We start from the raw sequence: 15,269 nt of genomic DNA, 5'->3' as shown, positions 1-15,269 counted from the left end.
CCGCCCTGCCTACAATCGACCACTTCACGAAAGGGACGTAGCGGGCTCAAGCATGTCGTTCATGAATCATCCGCGTGCGAGCCGGGCTTGCGCACGAGACGTCATCGACGGACTGCGCGACTGGCTCGCCACTGAAGGCAACGTCTGGCTGCATCTGCTGAAGACGCTCCTTGCCTCTTTCATCGCGATGGGCCTTGCCATGCGCTTCGAGCTTTCGCAGCCACGCATTGCAATGACGACGACGTTCGTGCTGATGCAGCCGTTCTCCGGCATGGTACTCGCAAAGAGCGTGTATCGCTTCGCCGGCACCGCGTTGGGCATGCTCGCCGCGCTCGTGCTCGGCGCGGTGTTCGTGCAGACCGCGGAGCTTTATGCACTGGGACTGACCGTGTGGGTCGCGGCATGCACGGCGCTCGCTGTGCGGCATCGGCAATTTCGCTGGTATGGTTTCGTGCTCGCCGGATACACGGCCGCGCTGATCGGCGTGCCTGTCGTCACTGCGCCGGATCAATTGCTGCTCGCGACGCTCACGCGCGGCGCCGAAGTGATGATCGGCATTCTCTCTTCGAGCGTGGTCAGTGCGCTCGTGCTGCCGCGTCATGCCAGCGCGAGGCTTACCGCGACGCTTGCGCAACGCGAGTCCGACTTCATCGCGTTTGCTGCGAGCGTGCTGCGCGGTGGCCTGACTCGCCGCGCTCGTGAGCGTCGTTATGCGAACCTCGTTGAAGAGATCGCCGGATTCGAATCGACACGGCGCATTGCGGCTTACGAAAACCCTGCGCTACGCCGACAAAGCGTGTTGCTTGCTCGATTAAATAATGCGTTTATGGACGCGTGTGCGCGTCTGCATGCGCTCGATCAGTGCATCAAGCGGCTGCGTGCGCTCGATGAATATCCCGCGCTCGCGGCTTGTCTCGACGATCATGCGAGCCTGCTCGCTTCGCCGCGTTGCGATGAACGCGCGCTCGCGCGGCTCGGTGCGTCGCTCAACGAGCGTATCGCGGATTCGTCGAATATCGATGTCACGACGTGCGTCGAATTGCTTGATCGCTTCAACGGCGACATCGTACGCCTGATGCGCATTCGTTCATCGATTGCGAACGGCCAGCACGATGCATCATTGCGCGCCGAGGGCACGAGCCCGCGCTATGTCGCGACGACGAATCGCTTCGTCATTGCGGCCACTTTCGTTCGCTCGGGCATCGTCATCGCGGCGGTCGCGTGGTTCTGGATCGCGACCGCATGGCCGAGCGGCGGACTGGCCGTCATCGCTGCGACGCTCGCTTGCGCGTTGTCGTCCGCATCGGCAAGGCCGGCGAAGTTCGTCGCGCAAATGGCGGCTGGCGCGGCGTTTGCCACGATGCTCGGCTATGTCTACCTGTGTCATGTTTATCCCGCGATCGACGGCTTCCCGCTCTTGTGCGCGGTGCTTGCGCCGCCCCTTGCCGCAGGCGCTTTTATTGCAATGCGCCCCGCCACGGCCGGATATGGCATCGGCTTTTGCGTGTTCTTCTGTCTTCTTGCGGCACCGGATAACGCCATCGTCTACGATCCGGGCCTCTTGCTGAACAACGGTATCGCAATCGTCGTTTCGATGCTCGTGACCGCGATCGCGTGCGCGATCATCGTGCCGCCGCATACGCCCTGGCTCGTCGGCAAAACGCTGGCGGCATTGCGCGCTCAGGCCGCACTTGCTTGTGAAGGCAGGCTTCCCGGACTGAATGAACGCTTTCACTCGGGCACGCACGATCTCATGTCGCAATTGCTCGGCCTCTTGCTGCCGTCCTCCCGCGAGCATCGCCGTGCGCTCGCGTGGATGCTCGTCACGCTCGAAGCGGGACAGGCGATGATCGACCTGCGCACGCTGCGCGCCGCACTGAACGTCGATGATGCACCGGCGTCGCTGCGCATCGCATGGTCGTCATCGGTCGCGCAGATGCTGCATGACATGGCGATGCTGTTTCGCACGCCGTCGAGCGCGACGCTGCGCCGTGCGATCAACGCCGTGGTGTCGTCGATCTTCGCAAGCGATGCCTTGCTCCAGTACCTTCCCTCACACCAGGCAGCACGCGATCTGCGGCGCTTTCTGGCGTGCCTGCATTTCATCCGCAGCGCGCTCGTCGATCCCACTGCGCCCTTCGATGCGCAACGCTGAGCCCATCCTTCCTCGTGCTGGAAATGTGCCTTGCACGCGGGACGATTTATCCGCCGGATAGCGCGACTTATAGTGTTTGCGTGCCCGAACCATCCGACGCACGGCACACGTCTCAAAGGAGAAGTACATGAAGCCGTTGAAGATCACCCTTGCAGCCATCCTGCTCACGAGCGCAACGCTCGCGATGGCGCAAACGTCCACGCCCGCCGCTGGCAACGCTGCCAGCGACACGAACCAACAGTCTACGCAAACGCCGCAGCGAGCACAGGAATGCGTGGGGCCTGCCAGCTATTGCAGCATCTTCTTCGGCGGCAGTTGATCCTTCGTATTCAATATCGGCGCCTTTGCAGCATCAAGACGCCGAAATTAGACAAAGCGCAAAGAGTGGCATGACGAAGGTTGCGCTTTCGATACTGCGCCTATGAAAACGCCTAGGGATAACGAATAATTTCGCCGTTGCCCCGCCGTCTCCGTCCGCAGCATCCGAGCATCGCGCATCGCCGCGAGATCATCGAAGCCTACGCAAGACACTCCCGATCAACGCGCCGCGTCCAAGCACGCTGAACGAAGCGCGCGCCTTCGTGCGCCGTTTCGCTAGCGGACGACGAGACTCACTCGGGGCACGAGCCAGTCAGTGTTAGTGGAGATATCGATGTTGGACGACCGTATTCGTTGTGCCGCCTTGCGCGGAAAAGTCACTTCCGCAGCCGAGGCTGCACAGCTCGTACACAACGGCATGCGGGTGGGTGCAAGCGGCTTTACCCGTGCCGGCGATGCCAAAGCCGTGCCGCTCGAAATCGCGCGGCGTGCGCGTGAGGAAAGCGATCCGCTTCGCATCACGTTGATGACCGGTGCATCGCTTGGCAGCGACACCGATCGCATTCTCACCGAGGCGGGCGCGCTGGAACGCCGCCTGCCCTTTCAGGTCGACGCCACCTTGCGACGCGCGATCAACCGCGGCGAAGTGATGTTCATCGATCAACATCTGTCCGAGACGGTCGAGCTATTGCGCGACAATCGCCTGGGCCCGCTCGATCTCGCGATCATCGAAGCCGTCGCCATCACGGAGACGGGCGGTATCGTGCCGAGCACGTCGGTCGGCAATTCCGCGACGTTCGCGATGCTCGCGAAGAAGGTCATCGTCGAGATCAATCTTGCCCAGCCGATGGGCCTCGAAGGTCTGCATGACGTATGGTCGCCCGCGCCGCGTCCAGAGCGCGCGCCGCTAGCGTTGATGCGCGTCGAGGATCGCGTCGGAACGCCTTGCATCCAGATTGCGCCCGAGAAGATTGCGGCAATCGTCGTGACGAATCAGCCTGACAGTCCTTCCACCGTGTTGCCCGCCGATGAAGACACCGCGCTGATCGCGGGCCATCTCGTCGAATTCTTTCAGCATGAAGTGTCGCGCGGCCGCCTGCCGAAACGGTTGCCGCCGCTGCAAGCGGGCATCGGCACGATTGCCAATGCCGTGCTGTCCGGCTTCGCTGCGTCGCCGTTCGAAGCACTCACGCTCTATTCGGAAGTGCTGCAGGACTCAACCTTCGATCTCTTCGATGCAGGCAAGCTCGCGTTCGCATCGGGCGCCTCGATCACGCTTTCGGCGAAGCGCCAGCAGCAGGTCTTGAGCGACATCGACCGCTATCGCGAGCGGCTCGTCCTGCGCCCTCAAGAGGTCAGCAACCATGGCGATGTGATTCGCCGCCTCGGGCTGATCGCGATCAATACGGCGATCGAAGCCGACATCTACGGCAACGTCAATTCGACGCATGTCGGCGGCACGCACATGATGAACGGTATCGGCGGCTCGGGCGACTTCGCGCGCAATGCGTCGTATGCCGTGTTCGCGACGAAGTCCATCGCAAAGGATGGCCGCATTTCGAGCATCGTGCCGATGGTTCCGCATTGCGATCACAACGAACACGATGTGGACGTGATCGTCACCGAGCGCGGCCTTGCCAATCTGACGGGTCTTGCGCCGCGCGAACGCGCGCTCGCAGTCATCGAACATTGCGCCCACCCGCTCTATCGCGATCTCTTGCGCGACTACTACCGCGATGCAGCATCGCTCGGCGGACACACGCCGCACCGGCTTGATGCGGCGTTCGCGCTGCATACGCGCTTCGCGCATACGGGTTCGATGCTGCCCGACGGTCCGCATTAAGCCAAGGCATTCGCAAAGGGGAAGATTCGGCGCACAATGCCTGAAGGTCGCCCGAAGGTGGGCGCACAGGAGGAGCATCATGACCGCCATTACGTGGGTTCTCGCCGCCGACAGCAGTCGCGCCCGAATCTTCGAAACGCGAGGCCTCACACTCGATCTTCAACAGGTCGAGGACATCAGAAATCCCGCGGTGCTTGCCGCCGATTCAATCGACAAGGACCGTGAGTCTTTCGCCAGATCGGTGGCCGCGTTTCTCGAGGAAAGCCGATTGCGTCATCGCTTCGACCGCTTGCGGCTGGCGGTCGAGTCCGGCTTCCTCGACGTATTGAGTGAACACTTGAGCAGCGAAACGCGCAAGCTGGTATACGAGAAACGCGGCAACGACGCATCGAACATCGACACGCAGGACGCACGTCATGCGCGCCGCTGAAAATTCTTGGCGGCGCGCATCGTTTGATTATGCAGGCGGGATGTTCTGATTGCTGCGGAAGACGTTGTTCGGATCGTAGCGCCGCTTGACCTCGGCAAGCCGCTCGAAGTTCGGCCCATACGCCGCTTTCACACGATCTCCTTCATCGCCTGTCAGAAAGTTCACGTAGACGCTGCCTATGGCATACGGCGTCAACGCGGCGAACATCTCGCGGGTCCATTGCGTGCATTTCTCGTCGTCCGCGGCTTCGGTCCATCGGCCGTGTATGTTGATCGTATAGATCGAGTCGCGATTCGCATACGCGGTGGCATCGACGGGAACGCGGTTCGTCTGCCCGCCCATCGCTCCGATGAACACCTCGCAATGCGGCGACGGCACCGCGAGCACGGCCTTCGTGAGCACGTCGAACGTCTCGTCGGACAGGGACGTGAAGTTATGCGACTTCCAGTAGTTGCGCGCGCCCGGCGTAAGCAGCGGATCGAACGCCTTCTGCCACGTGACAAAGGGCATTGGTCCGAGATGTTCTCCATACGGTGTGCCGAAGGATCGCACCGGCTCGATTGCCTTTGCGCCATCTTCGACCGGACCGATGAAACAGCACGCAAGCGCGATGATCGGCTTGCCATGCACGTCTTCAGGAAGGAACGGCAAAGGCGGCGCAAGGCGCATGACGGCCCATACGGTCATCTCATCGGGGCTTGAAGCGACGAAATCGCGATACTTCGGCAGCACCTGATCCGCCTGTTCGAGCGGATAAACGACGAGCCCGCCGTACACTTGCGGTCCCACTTCGTGCAGGCGGAATTCGAATAGCGTGACCACGCCGAAATTGCCGCCGCCGCCGCGCAACGCCCAGAACAGTTCAGGCTCCGATTCAACGCTTACGCGATGCCATTGTCCATCCGCCGTGACGATCTCGGCGGCGACGAGATTGTCCACCGTCACGCCGAACTTGCGGCTGATCCATCCAAAGCCGCCGCCAAGCGTGAGGCCGGCGACGCCTGTCGTTGAATTGATGCCGAGCGGTGTCGCTAGTCCGAACGCTTGCGCTTCGTGATCGAAGTCGGATAACAATGCACCCGGCTCTACATACGCGCGTTTCGCTTGCGGATCGACGCGCACGGATTTCATCGCGGATAGGTCGATCATCAATGCGTCGTCGCTGACCGCGCTGCCCGCAATGTTGTGTGCGCCGCCGCGTATCGATATCAGCATGGCGTTGTCGCGAGCGAAGGCAAGCGCCGCGATGACATCGGCGGTGCCGGCGCAGCGCACGATCAACGCGGGACGCCTGTCGATGGCTGCGTTCCAGACCTTTCGCGCTTCGTCGTAGTCGGAGTCTGCGGGCGCGATGATTTTGCCGCGCACCGCCGTCTTGAGGGTATCGATCGATTCGACCGGGATGTTGACCATGAAGACCTCGCTGCATATAAGACCGCGCCGCGACGTGCCCGACCCTGCCATCTGGAACGCTAGAGCGCAAGGAATCCGCTCGAGCGGCCCGTGCCGCTGTGAGAAGCGGAATTGCGATGACGGACACGCATGTCCGCTCGTTGATTAAAGGCCCGGCATTGCGGAATGTAAAGTGCGCGCCCAGTAAAATTACGCATTACACCTAGCATGCATCGGCCAAGTTTGCCGAAGCGAGGCTCTAACCAACGTTATGGATCGCTTACTTTTTTCCTTGCAGCCTTGTCTGAACCAGCGCTTAAAGCCAGTTCGGCAATAAGTGTTGAATGTCCTTACAGGAAGGCAGCGAGCGTCAACCTGCGGAGACTGCCTGCGTTTTTCGTGGCATGCAGATCATTTCGATCTGCTTCTCCTTAAGAAGATATTTATGACGAAGAAACTGCTTGTCGCCGCTGCTATCGCTTGCCTGTCCGCTGGTGTCTTTGCAAAGCCGCACGAATTCAAGCATTACGAGAAGGTCGAGCACAAGGCGCATCGCGAGAACGTCGAGCACGCGCGCGAGCATCGTGAAGTGCGTGACGAACACAAGCGTGCTGAAGCGATCGGCCGTCGCGATACGACGGTCGGCAATGCGCGCGTCGACATCCGTAACGATCGCGCGAACGGCTTTCAAGTGACGCACTAAGCGTCGCAGTCGAAAGACTGATGACGAAGACGAGCGCCCCGCGGCGCTCGTCTCAGGCACGCAACATGCAACTCCCGACGCCTGACGCCGGGCATTTCACTTGGGAGAACCGCATGAAGAATCCCTGGACGAAGAAGAATCCTTTCATGAGCATGTGGCTTTCCGGCGCGAACGCGATCGCCGGATCGGCGCGTGGCCATGCGACTGCCGCCGTCAAGCGCCAGTCGCCGAAGCAGGTCGCGGACTTCTGGACGGCCGCGCTGACGCCGCCGAAAACAGCGCGGCGAAAGAAGCGCCGCTGACAGGTACGATCAATAGCCGAGCGCGCCGCCACCAGTGGGGAAGTCGATCGCGCCCTTGTCCGAAAAGCGCGCACCGCCAAAGGCACCCCCAGCGAGTCGGCCGCGTGCTTCATAGGCGACTTTGGTCGATGCATCGCCGCTTGCAAGCCCGAGCGCCTGCCGCGCCACCGACCACGCCGATACCGTCACCGGCACCGATAGCACCGCCTCGCCGAAACGGGGCACGGTGCCACGCTGCGCACTGACGCCGCTCGCGAACGGGCGACCGTTGAGGTCGAGATCGAGCGCAACGCCGTCGAAATCAATCGGCGCATCGTTGGGGTTCTGCACGCGCAATTTGACGGCGAAGCGCATTTCCAACCCCTGCCCTTCGAGCGGTTCGATGCCCGCAACATTCACACGCAGCGGATCGCGATTCATGAAACCCGCGCAACCGCCAAGCGCGAGCATCGCGAAGAAAACGAAAAGAGCGATAAAACCGTTGCGTACCGCGTGATTCGATTGCATGGGCGACTTTCCGTAAGCGTTAAGGAGACAGCGGACGTTCTAGGCCCGCATCGCATGAAGCAGCAGGCGGCCATACTCGTGATGAAACCAGACGCCATCGGCAACGTAGAACGCCGCGATCCACGCCGCGCCGACGACGATCAGATCGCAGTGACCGCTCGTCCATAGCTTGAGCGAATGACGGCCTGCGATCCACGGCACACCCATCGGATTGGGCCAGTCCGCCAGCAGATGGATGATTCCGCCGCATGCGAATCCCAAAGCGAAAGGCACCGCCGGATGACGCCCGAGGTAATGCCAGCATAAAGCGAAAAGTGCGGCCCATCCGAGGCCCCAGTGCGTGAGCGTCCGGTGCGTGATCCACAGCTTGCGTTTTCTCGTCCACCAGGCCACTTCGAGCCAGTCGGGCGCGGTTGCTCCCACGACGCCGCCGAGAACCGCAAGCGCGCACGACACGTAGTCGACGCTTGTCGCGGCCTTGCTGGCGAGCGCCGCCGCGATGATGCCCGCTGCCCATCCCGTCGCGTGATGGGCCTTGCTCGATGCCATGTGCAACCTGCCTTGTAACGCATGCTGTGGAAACCGCGCATGTTCGCACGACGGTTCATTCCTTGCGCGTGCGGATACATAAACTTACGCAAAAGCTCCGTCTTGAGGCGGCCATTGACGCACATCATCGGCGAGCGGGCGCGGCAATGACTAAAATGATTGCAAGAACCGTTGCGGCGGAGGCCGTGCGTGATCGAAACTTTCCTTCGATTCCTACTAGAAAAGCCGTCATGCAACACCTGAAATACCTGAGCGCCTATCCGAACACGCTACAGGACAAGGTGCGCCGACTCATCGCCCAGCAGCAACTCGGGCCGTATCTCGACGCGCGTTACCCGAAGCGGCACGCGGTTCAGTCGGACCGCGCGCTGTATCAGTACTGCACGGATCTGAAGAATGAGTTTTTGCGTGTCGCGCCCGCCATCGACAAGGTGTGTTACGACAGCAAGCTCGATGTGCTGCGGCATGCGCTGGGCCTTCATACCGCCATTTCACGCGTGCAAGGCGGCAGGCTGAAAGCCAAGAAAGAGATACGCGTCGCCTCGCTGTTCAAGGACACCGCGCCCGAGTTTCTCCGCATGATCATCGTGCACGAACTCGCGCATCTAAAGGAAAGCGAGCACAACAAGGCGTTCTATCGTCTATGTGAGCTAATGCAGCCTGGCTACCATCAGATTGAATTCGATCTGCGGCTTTATCTCACGCATCGTGATCTGATCCGCACTAAGGTTGAGTGATCTCTGACCAGGCGAGCGCCGCCGCATAGCCTTGCGGGACTACAAGCGATATCGCCTGGAACGCGCCCGGCTCTGCCGATACTGCATAACGTGCGTCGTTGCGCGGCAGAACGGAGAAGTCCTGCATGCTTATCGCCTTGCCGCCAATGCCGTCGCCATGCGCCTTCAACACCGCCTCTTTCGCGGTCCAGCATGCGAAGAATGCGCTGCTTGCATGCGCTTGCGGCATAGCGTCGATGACTCGCTTGTCAGTGGGATGAAGCACCGAGGCTTCGAGTGAGCGCCAGTCGAGCGAAGGCAGCGCTTCTTCGATGTCGACGCCTACGCGCCGCCTGAACGACACGGCGATCAGGCCATGCGCGCCCGAATGCGATACGTTGAAATCCGGGGCATCGGGCATGGAGAGTGATGGCCTGCCGTTTGTGTCGGCGATGAAGGGGAGGCCGGCTGGATCGACGTTAAGTTCGGCTGCGAGCAGGCGTCGCAACGCGGCACGCATAGTAACGAAGCGAGCTGCATCCTGGTGGCGCAAGAAGCGGTGTGCGCGTGCGAGTTCGCTGGCATGCAGGCCGTTTGCGCCAGCTTCGATGAGCGGTGCGTTGAGGTCGATGTCGACGAGCCAGAGGCGTACATCGGGAGGTGCATCGGCTGGTAGAAGGTGTATCCGCATTTTTGGGTTACGTTGCCTGTGATGCGGCTTCGCCGTTGACAGCGGAGGATGAATATACAGCGGAAGCGTCGTGCGGATGGGACTGGGGCGCCGTGGAGTCCAGACATCCCGTCCCGCCCGGTTCACGCTGACGTCAAAGCCGTCATTAGAGTCTGCGGCACTGGAGCACAGACCATCGTAGTGGCCTTGGCCTCGCTGCAATCCTCTGGTGAAACGATTCCTTGTCATCTTTTCACTTCCATGATCTTGCCTGGCGATCATGGTTGTCATCGCCTCGCTTTTACGAGTGTTCGCGGTAATAGTGAGGTTCGACTGCACGCTGGGTCGCATTCCGCCGCAACTCACGCATGTATTCCTCGGGCTCGAAACGCATGCCGGTGATCGGCGCGTCCGTCGGCGATGCACCCAACCAGCTCGACCAGCCAAGCTGCTGCGGCCCACCGAGGACTGCCGGCGGTGCACTCTCTGGCTTGATCTGCAATTCAAGCTCCCAGTCGTACTCTTCGCTGACGTACGCTCTCACCCATTCGACCAGCGTCAACAGATCGCTGCCTCGCGGCGTGAAGCGCTGATACTGTTCGATCTCCAGCGGCCCGATCACAATGCGAAACCGATACTGGCAATCGGGCGCCTGCTCGCCGAGCATCGCGCCGGCACCCAGATAAGACGACATGCGCTGTTCGCCCATGATGCTCTGGCTGTGCGTCGGAGTGGTCATCCAGTGAAGCTGATACTCGTCGATGCGCAGTGGCACGCAGAAATATGCGGCCAGTGAACTGCGTAGGCCATCGACGTTGCGCGCCTCCGCGATCAGATGGGGCGCTGCTGACAGGCGCGCATGCGTCGGTAGAAATGCGGTGCGATCGCGCCGAGTCGCGTGCCCGGATGCGCTCGCCACATACACGGAAAACCGCTCCTGATCGGGTCGATCCAGACCGGCTGCGGCCTGCGTCAAGGCCCATGCGCGATACAGCAACGACAGCGAACGGTGGTGGAAGATGTCCAGAAAGTTGCCGAGCGTCGGGTCGTTGCGATGTTCTTCGCGTTCGCGTGCGATCTCGGTAACGTGAATCGGCAGCGGTCCATTCGGGCCGAGCATGCCCAGACCGAAGAGCCGAATGTGCAGCTTTCCATCCTTCAGCCGGGCGTCCGCCACTTCGCGCGGGGCAAAGGTGAGGCTCGGACGCTGGCCGATGCGAAAAGACTCGCTCGTCGGCAGTTGTGCAGTGCCGATGGCTTCCCCGTGCGTGTTCGCGCCGATGCTGCGCAACAGCGGGTAGAACCCGTACCGCCACGGCTCCGATTTCATTCAGTAATCGTCAAGTTGCCAGTCGCGATGACAAAGCTCCCACACGCGGTTTTGCATTGATGCAACACCACAGGAACGTCTTCGTCAAGCATTTCACAAGCTTCCACGATCTGATTATCGCCATGCTCGGGGCAACTTACCCAATCACCAAGGCGAGCATTGCGACGTCCATCGATCGTCATGCTACCGCTGACCTTAATAACCTTTCCGCCGTGGCTGGTTGCATCACCATCACAACAAATCGAACGATTCATCAACATTCCCCTCTAGATATGAGTCAGTGTACGCAGCATGCCGTTATTCAAACAACAAGTGCGCAACTTCCAGCAACTCACAAGCCGAGCGCAGCCTTGGTGGTTTGCCAGCTATCCTCAATGGCCTTCACTCCGCTATCCACTGCCTTTCCGGCTGTATTGGCGGCGGATGCTGCCGCTTGCTGCACTTGCTTCGCCGAGTCGATAGCCTTTTGCCGAGCGGCATCGAGTGCGGAAGACATTTCCTTCTGGAGGGTGTCGACCGTGTTGATGATGACTTTCTCGCCCTCATTGATTTGAGTGACTACGATATTCTTGCTCGTTTTATAAATCTCAACGGCATACTGCTGACCGGAACTGATCGTTTCGACCACAATCTGTTCTCCAACCTGATACGTCGTAGCAGCTATCTTTTCGCCACGTTTCCATTTTTCGACTACCACGCCTTGAGCGGAGGTATAGACTTTAATGACATAGTCTTTGGATGCCTCAATGTGCTCATCCAGCCATTGCAGCCCTGCCGCCATCACGTTCCGGCTGGCTTCAGTGATTCCACGAGGACGGAAATAGCTGAACGGCTCCACGCCATGAAGAAAGCCTGCCTTCGAGTCATGAACGTACTTGCCGAAGAATTGAACGACGTCTTCGTTCGCCGTAGTGTCCCATGCTTGCAATCGCCACGCGTCCGGCTTCACGAACTGGCCATACACCGTACCAATAAATTGCAGCCCAATCTGGGTATCGTGCTGCTCGATCAGCAATGATCCTGCGGAACGACGACTTCGTAACGCCTGAACCTCACGGGCCATACTTACATGGCCGACAAGCCTATGGCCAAATTCGCTTTGGTTATCTGGTGTTTTGACACCACGTCGCCACATCGTTCCGTATGCAGCGTACATGGCCTTCATGTTCGCATCGACTTGCTGCTCAACCGAACCGCGAGATGGTACAGCGTTTCTGTATCGGTCGTATGCAGCTTGTGTTTGCGGCTTTACCTCAAAGCGTTCTGCGAATATTGTGTTATATGATTTTTTTATCTGATCATAATCTAACAACCGCACTCCGCATTTGACCGCTTCTTTCATCATGTCACGAAGTGGGATACAACCGGAGTTGTTTGACCGATTCTGTTCAACGGGCTCGTACCCGCCACCGACATCGGAGTGAGCTCCCGGATACACAAGTTCCGTCCAATTCGGCATCAGACTTCCGTTCTGGCGAATAATATCCAACGGGAATGAGAAACGCAATTCATGGGCAGCCACATAGTGAACGCATCGCTCCACAGCACCTGGGACCTTCAGATTTTTCTCAGTGAAGAATGAATCCATATTCGTAGTGGGCCCGCCAAACGACGCGACTGTATCGAACAGCCCCATAAAATGGAGACGAATAGGGAAACCCTGATATGTGAGCTGACCGTTTTTGTCTGTCTTGCAATCTTTCAGAAAATCATTGCTAAACGCGCGCGCTAAAGCTGCGCCACGCGAGAAGCCAAAAATTGACAGATTGATCATTTTGATCAATCGATGTTTCGCGAGCGCCTTACTCAATTCACTGAGGCTGTAGTCCTTTCCTTTTCCTGCATACTCCGTCGTCGTAGCATTCAGCTTTTTCGCGTTGTCCAGCAAGACCCGACGCAACGCTTCATTGACATTGTTTTTTCCAAATTCGTTTCGTCGGGTTCCACCTGCGCCGCCAGACAATCCGAATACATTGTCCTGAATATAGGTTTCGGATCGGTCAAGCCAGTCGGTCGCGCCACCATTGAAATCCGTTCCAACACCAGAGATGTAGATGGGGTGAATTGTCGTGTCGCCCAACTCGGAAGCGAGTTGTGCAGCTCGCCACATTCGAGCAGGGTTCGCCCATTTTCTTAGCTTTTCGTCTACCTCCTTATTGTTTCCCGTTCCATCGAAGTAGACGCTGATGTTGACGACGTCAGAGCAATCCTGCTTTGGCGCCGGTTGTCCCGGCGGAACATCACGATTAGTGGCTTGAGCCGCCTGCAAGTTTTCCTTGTCACCGGTCATTGCGACGTTTCTCCCTATAAATTTGTTCACCCTTCGGCGTCATCTCGGGCAGATGCGGAGATAGTGTCAGCTCCGCTGTTCTGTCGGGATAGACATGAACTCCAAGGTATCGATCGTCGGCTGAAATTTGCGTCGGCGACAGAGTCATCGTATTTATCGCCGCTACAGTGTCGCCATTTCCCGGCATTCCCTCGGGACCATCCCAACGCCATGTCAACCTTTGAGCACCAAGCGGGATCCGCACACCACTCAACACACCGCTTCCACCACCGTAAGGGCCAGCCACGCCGATATCTTCTCCGTTTAAGAGCACATCAATAATCGCCCTATCAATATAATTGAATAACACCACATCGAGAACGACTGCCGATTCCATAGATATCCCCTTTTTACAGCCAAACAATGTGCAGGACAAAAGTAGCGTCGATACATGCTTAACGAACCTACGGCGTGAGTTCATGGAAACTGCTCCAACGCTTGTGTGAGACTGAGTTCGCGCGACTTGACCTTCTGGAGCAAAGTCGCAATCTCTTGACTCTCAATCATCCGGTCGCCGTATATCAAGGATGCACATACGTAGTCGAGAATATCGCGCATACCCCTAAGGTTCAATTTTCGAGCTTCCTTCAGATGCTTTTCAACGCGCGCATATCTTTCCTGAACCGGTAGATCTGCCAAAATGCCAGGCCTGTTAGCATTGATATAACTAAGAATGTGATCCGGTACACTCGCCTCCACGAGCATGTCCACCTGAGTCTGAGTGAGCTTTAGCGGAAGCACCACTTCCTTTCCCCCCTCTGCGTTCGAGTCCTTGACAATCTGATGCATGCCTCCGTCACGGTCCCAGTACCACCATGCGGTCACGCAAGAAAGGAATTTTCCACATTCTCTTGTGGTCAATGCAGGACCGGGAACGTGCAAGGTGCGATCGTCCCGTTGTCCGACCAGTGTTCCAAGAATCGCAGGATCCCAAAACGCAAAGATCATCTCCTCGCCATCGGGAAGGACGACTTCCGTCATTGCGTGTAAGTGGACGTAGAGCTCATCGAAACTCAACGGACTTGCAATGATGCTGAAGGCCGCTGGTACCGACGGTCCATAGCCAAATAACCATTGCCAGCTTTCTGCGTCTGCATCGAACTGTGGAAAGGTCATGAGATGAGGCGCGGCAGCGTCAAGATCCGGCCCTTGATCGAACGTCAAGAGACATTGGCTACGCGTTCCAAGGCTCTCGTGTAGTAATACTGACGGGTGCTGCTTGTCCTGCGCAGCATCGGCTATCAGATAATAGTGCAAAGGAAGTTCAGTCGGGAGTGTCTGAAGCTGCGAGAGGTGGCGCCGGGAATTCGGACAGCTCGGTAAGTGGAAAAAGCTGGGGTCCGAGTCGGCCATAATGGCTGGCAAATAGGAACCCAGAAATGACGAAACGAAATCGACGCGCGCACTCTCCTACGTTCAAGGCGAAGGTGGCGCTGGCGGCCCTGAAGGGCGACAAGACGCTGGCGGAGTTGGCGCAACAGTTCGAAGTGCATCCGAACCAGATTACGGACTGGAAGAAGCAATTGCAGGAACGCGTTGCTGAAGTGTTCGAGACAGGCAAGGCATCGGCCGAGCCCCCGGTCGACGTGAAGGTGTTGCACGCGAAGATCGGGCAGTTGACACTGGAGAATGATTTTTTGGAAGGCGCGCTCGGCAAGGCGGGATTGCTGAGCGTAAAGCGATGATTGATCGCGCGCACGCGCTGCCGGTGAGCCGGCAGGTCCAGCTGGTGGGCATTGCTCGTTCGAGCGCCTACTACCAACCGCACCCGGTAAGCGAGACTGATCTGAAGCTGATGCGCCGGCTCGATGAACTGCATCTGGAGTTTCCGTTCGCCGGTGCGCGGATGCTGGTGCGCCTGCTGAAGCGGGAAGGCGTCCAGGTCGGACGCAAACACGTCGGCACACTGATGAAACGCGTAGGCATTGAAGCGCTGTACTGCAAGCCGAACACGAGCCGCCGTCATGTGAAGCACAAGATCTGGCCTTATCTGTTGCGCGGCATGACGATCAATCGGGCAAACCA

16 protein-coding genes and 1 pseudogene are annotated in these 15,269 nt (G+C 58.8%); 8 read left to right on the top strand and 9 right to left on the bottom strand.

What is annotated here, in order from left to right; all coding sequences use genetic code 11:
* Window positions 1-61 precede the first annotated feature (61 nt).
* The 4 genes from AB6804_RS17090 to AB6804_RS17075 all read left to right on the top strand — a co-directional run bounded on the left by AB6804_RS17090 (window position 62) and on the right by AB6804_RS17075 (window position 4,746).
* Window positions 62-2,155 carry an FUSC family protein gene (locus AB6804_RS17090; protein ID WP_370887447.1) on the top strand — a complete coding sequence of 698 codons (2,094 nt, stop codon included), beginning with the start codon at window positions 62-64 and terminating at the stop codon, window positions 2,153-2,155.
* A 127-nt stretch (window positions 2,156-2,282) separates the two neighbouring features.
* Complete coding sequence (locus tag AB6804_RS17085; RefSeq protein ID WP_370887446.1) at window positions 2,283-2,474, top strand: hypothetical protein; 192 nt, start codon at window positions 2,283-2,285, stop codon at window positions 2,472-2,474.
* Window positions 2,475-2,807: 333 nt separating this feature from the next.
* The gene (locus tag AB6804_RS17080) at window positions 2,808-4,316 is read left to right on the top strand and encodes a succinate CoA transferase (RefSeq protein WP_370887445.1); all 1,509 of its coding nucleotides are present in this window, start codon (window positions 2,808-2,810) and stop codon (window positions 4,314-4,316) included.
* Between the two features lie 79 nt (window positions 4,317-4,395).
* The gene (locus tag AB6804_RS17075; RefSeq protein WP_370887444.1) at window positions 4,396-4,746 is read left to right on the top strand and encodes a host attachment protein; all 351 of its coding nucleotides are present in this window, start codon (window positions 4,396-4,398) and stop codon (window positions 4,744-4,746) included.
* Window positions 4,747-4,773: 27 nt separating this feature from the next.
* Here AB6804_RS17075 and AB6804_RS17070 read toward each other — a convergent pair whose 3' ends face one another.
* Entirely contained in the window at window positions 4,774-6,159 is a 1,386-nt protein-coding gene (locus AB6804_RS17070) for an FAD-binding oxidoreductase (RefSeq protein WP_370887443.1), read from the bottom strand.
* A 424-nt stretch (window positions 6,160-6,583) separates the two neighbouring features.
* Here AB6804_RS17070 and AB6804_RS17065 point away from each other — a divergent pair, with 424 nt between their 5' ends.
* Both AB6804_RS17065 and AB6804_RS17060 read left to right on the top strand, forming a co-directional pair.
* Window positions 6,584-6,841, top strand: a complete 258-nt coding sequence (locus AB6804_RS17065; RefSeq protein WP_370887442.1) for a hypothetical protein — start codon at window positions 6,584-6,586, stop codon at window positions 6,839-6,841.
* 113 nt (window positions 6,842-6,954) lie between these two features.
* Window positions 6,955-7,143, top strand: coding sequence for a hypothetical protein (locus AB6804_RS17060; RefSeq protein WP_370887441.1), 189 nt, complete (start codon window positions 6,955-6,957; stop codon window positions 7,141-7,143).
* Between the two features lie 9 nt (window positions 7,144-7,152).
* Here the strand turns inward: AB6804_RS17060 and AB6804_RS17055 are convergent, their stop codons facing one another.
* Window positions 7,153-7,650 carry an LEA type 2 family protein gene (locus tag AB6804_RS17055; RefSeq protein WP_370887440.1) on the bottom strand — a complete coding sequence of 166 codons (498 nt, stop codon included), beginning with the start codon at window positions 7,648-7,650 and terminating at the stop codon, window positions 7,153-7,155.
* Between the two features lie 39 nt (window positions 7,651-7,689).
* Complete coding sequence (locus AB6804_RS17050) at window positions 7,690-8,199, bottom strand: metal-dependent hydrolase (protein WP_370887439.1); 510 nt, start codon at window positions 8,197-8,199, stop codon at window positions 7,690-7,692.
* Between the two features lie 230 nt (window positions 8,200-8,429).
* On the opposite strand from AB6804_RS17050, the gene AB6804_RS17045 reads away from it, so the two are divergent.
* Window positions 8,430-8,936, top strand: a complete 507-nt coding sequence (locus AB6804_RS17045; RefSeq protein WP_035968345.1) for a YgjP-like metallopeptidase domain-containing protein — start codon at window positions 8,430-8,432, stop codon at window positions 8,934-8,936.
* On the opposite strand, the gene AB6804_RS17040 is transcribed toward AB6804_RS17045, so the two are convergent.
* The 6 genes from AB6804_RS17040 to AB6804_RS17015 all read right to left on the bottom strand — a co-directional run bounded on the left by AB6804_RS17040 (window position 8,923) and on the right by AB6804_RS17015 (window position 14,597).
* Window positions 8,923-9,876: a 4'-phosphopantetheinyl transferase superfamily protein gene (locus tag AB6804_RS17040; RefSeq protein WP_370887438.1), complete on the bottom strand. Its 954-nt coding sequence runs from the start codon at window positions 9,874-9,876 to the stop codon at window positions 8,923-8,925. The genes AB6804_RS17045 and AB6804_RS17040 overlap by 14 nt on opposite strands.
* 10 nt (window positions 9,877-9,886) lie before the next feature.
* On the bottom strand, window positions 9,887-10,915 hold the full coding sequence (gene tssG, locus AB6804_RS17035) for a type VI secretion system baseplate subunit TssG (protein ID WP_370887437.1): 1,029 nt from the start codon (window positions 10,913-10,915) through the stop codon (window positions 9,887-9,889).
* The gene (locus AB6804_RS17030) at window positions 10,912-11,169 is read right to left on the bottom strand and encodes a PAAR domain-containing protein (RefSeq protein ID WP_370887436.1); all 258 of its coding nucleotides are present in this window, start codon (window positions 11,167-11,169) and stop codon (window positions 10,912-10,914) included. Before AB6804_RS17030 ends, tssG begins: the two co-directional genes overlap by 4 nt.
* A 77-nt stretch (window positions 11,170-11,246) precedes the next feature.
* Window positions 11,247-13,205, bottom strand: a complete 1,959-nt coding sequence (locus tag AB6804_RS17025) for a DUF2235 domain-containing protein (protein ID WP_370887435.1) — start codon at window positions 13,203-13,205, stop codon at window positions 11,247-11,249.
* On the bottom strand, window positions 13,195-13,581 hold the full coding sequence (locus AB6804_RS17020) for a hypothetical protein (protein ID WP_370887434.1): 387 nt from the start codon (window positions 13,579-13,581) through the stop codon (window positions 13,195-13,197). The genes AB6804_RS17025 and AB6804_RS17020 overlap by 11 nt, the downstream gene beginning before the upstream one ends.
* A gap of 80 nt (window positions 13,582-13,661) precedes the next feature.
* The gene (locus AB6804_RS17015; RefSeq protein ID WP_370887433.1) at window positions 13,662-14,597 is read right to left on the bottom strand and encodes a DUF4123 domain-containing protein; all 936 of its coding nucleotides are present in this window, start codon (window positions 14,595-14,597) and stop codon (window positions 13,662-13,664) included.
* Between the two features lie 26 nt (window positions 14,598-14,623).
* Here AB6804_RS17015 and AB6804_RS17010 point away from each other — a divergent pair.
* A pseudogene (locus AB6804_RS17010) lies at window positions 14,624-15,269 on the top strand (IS3 family transposase); the annotation flags it as partial.

The sequence above is a fragment of the Caballeronia sp. RCC_10 genome (assembly GCF_041360715.1).
Lineage (GTDB): Bacteria > Pseudomonadota > Gammaproteobacteria > Burkholderiales > Burkholderiaceae > Caballeronia > Caballeronia grimmiae.
This window is presented reverse-complemented; position numbering and strand designations above follow the sequence as displayed.

Excerpts from the sequence above, each read along its gene's own strand:
- AB6804_RS17090 (WP_370887447.1), top strand. The coding sequence starts at position 62 with ATGAATCATCCGCGTGCGAGCCGGGCTTGCGCACGAGACGTCATCGAC.
- AB6804_RS17085 (WP_370887446.1), top strand. The coding sequence starts at position 2,283 with ATGAAGCCGTTGAAGATCACCCTTGCAGCCATCCTGCTCACGAGCGCA.
- AB6804_RS17080 (WP_370887445.1), top strand. The coding sequence starts at position 2,808 with ATGTTGGACGACCGTATTCGTTGTGCCGCCTTGCGCGGAAAAGTCACT.
- AB6804_RS17075 (WP_370887444.1), top strand. The coding sequence starts at position 4,396 with ATGACCGCCATTACGTGGGTTCTCGCCGCCGACAGCAGTCGCGCCCGA.
- AB6804_RS17070 (WP_370887443.1), bottom strand. The coding sequence starts at position 6,159 with ATGGTCAACATCCCGGTCGAATCGATCGATACCCTCAAGACGGCGGTG.
- AB6804_RS17065 (WP_370887442.1), top strand. The coding sequence starts at position 6,584 with ATGACGAAGAAACTGCTTGTCGCCGCTGCTATCGCTTGCCTGTCCGCT.
- AB6804_RS17060 (WP_370887441.1), top strand. The coding sequence starts at position 6,955 with ATGAAGAATCCCTGGACGAAGAAGAATCCTTTCATGAGCATGTGGCTT.
- AB6804_RS17055 (WP_370887440.1), bottom strand. The coding sequence starts at position 7,650 with ATGCAATCGAATCACGCGGTACGCAACGGTTTTATCGCTCTTTTCGTT.
- AB6804_RS17050 (WP_370887439.1), bottom strand. The coding sequence starts at position 8,199 with ATGGCATCGAGCAAGGCCCATCACGCGACGGGATGGGCAGCGGGCATC.
- AB6804_RS17045 (WP_035968345.1), top strand. The coding sequence starts at position 8,430 with ATGCAACACCTGAAATACCTGAGCGCCTATCCGAACACGCTACAGGAC.
- AB6804_RS17040 (WP_370887438.1), bottom strand. The coding sequence starts at position 9,876 with ATGACAACCATGATCGCCAGGCAAGATCATGGAAGTGAAAAGATGACA.
- tssG (WP_370887437.1), bottom strand. The coding sequence starts at position 10,915 with ATGAAATCGGAGCCGTGGCGGTACGGGTTCTACCCGCTGTTGCGCAGC.
- AB6804_RS17030 (WP_370887436.1), bottom strand. The coding sequence starts at position 11,169 with ATGAATCGTTCGATTTGTTGTGATGGTGATGCAACCAGCCACGGCGGA.
- AB6804_RS17025 (WP_370887435.1), bottom strand. The coding sequence starts at position 13,205 with ATGACCGGTGACAAGGAAAACTTGCAGGCGGCTCAAGCCACTAATCGT.
- AB6804_RS17020 (WP_370887434.1), bottom strand. The coding sequence starts at position 13,581 with ATGGAATCGGCAGTCGTTCTCGATGTGGTGTTATTCAATTATATTGAT.
- AB6804_RS17015 (WP_370887433.1), bottom strand. The coding sequence starts at position 14,597 with ATGGCCGACTCGGACCCCAGCTTTTTCCACTTACCGAGCTGTCCGAAT.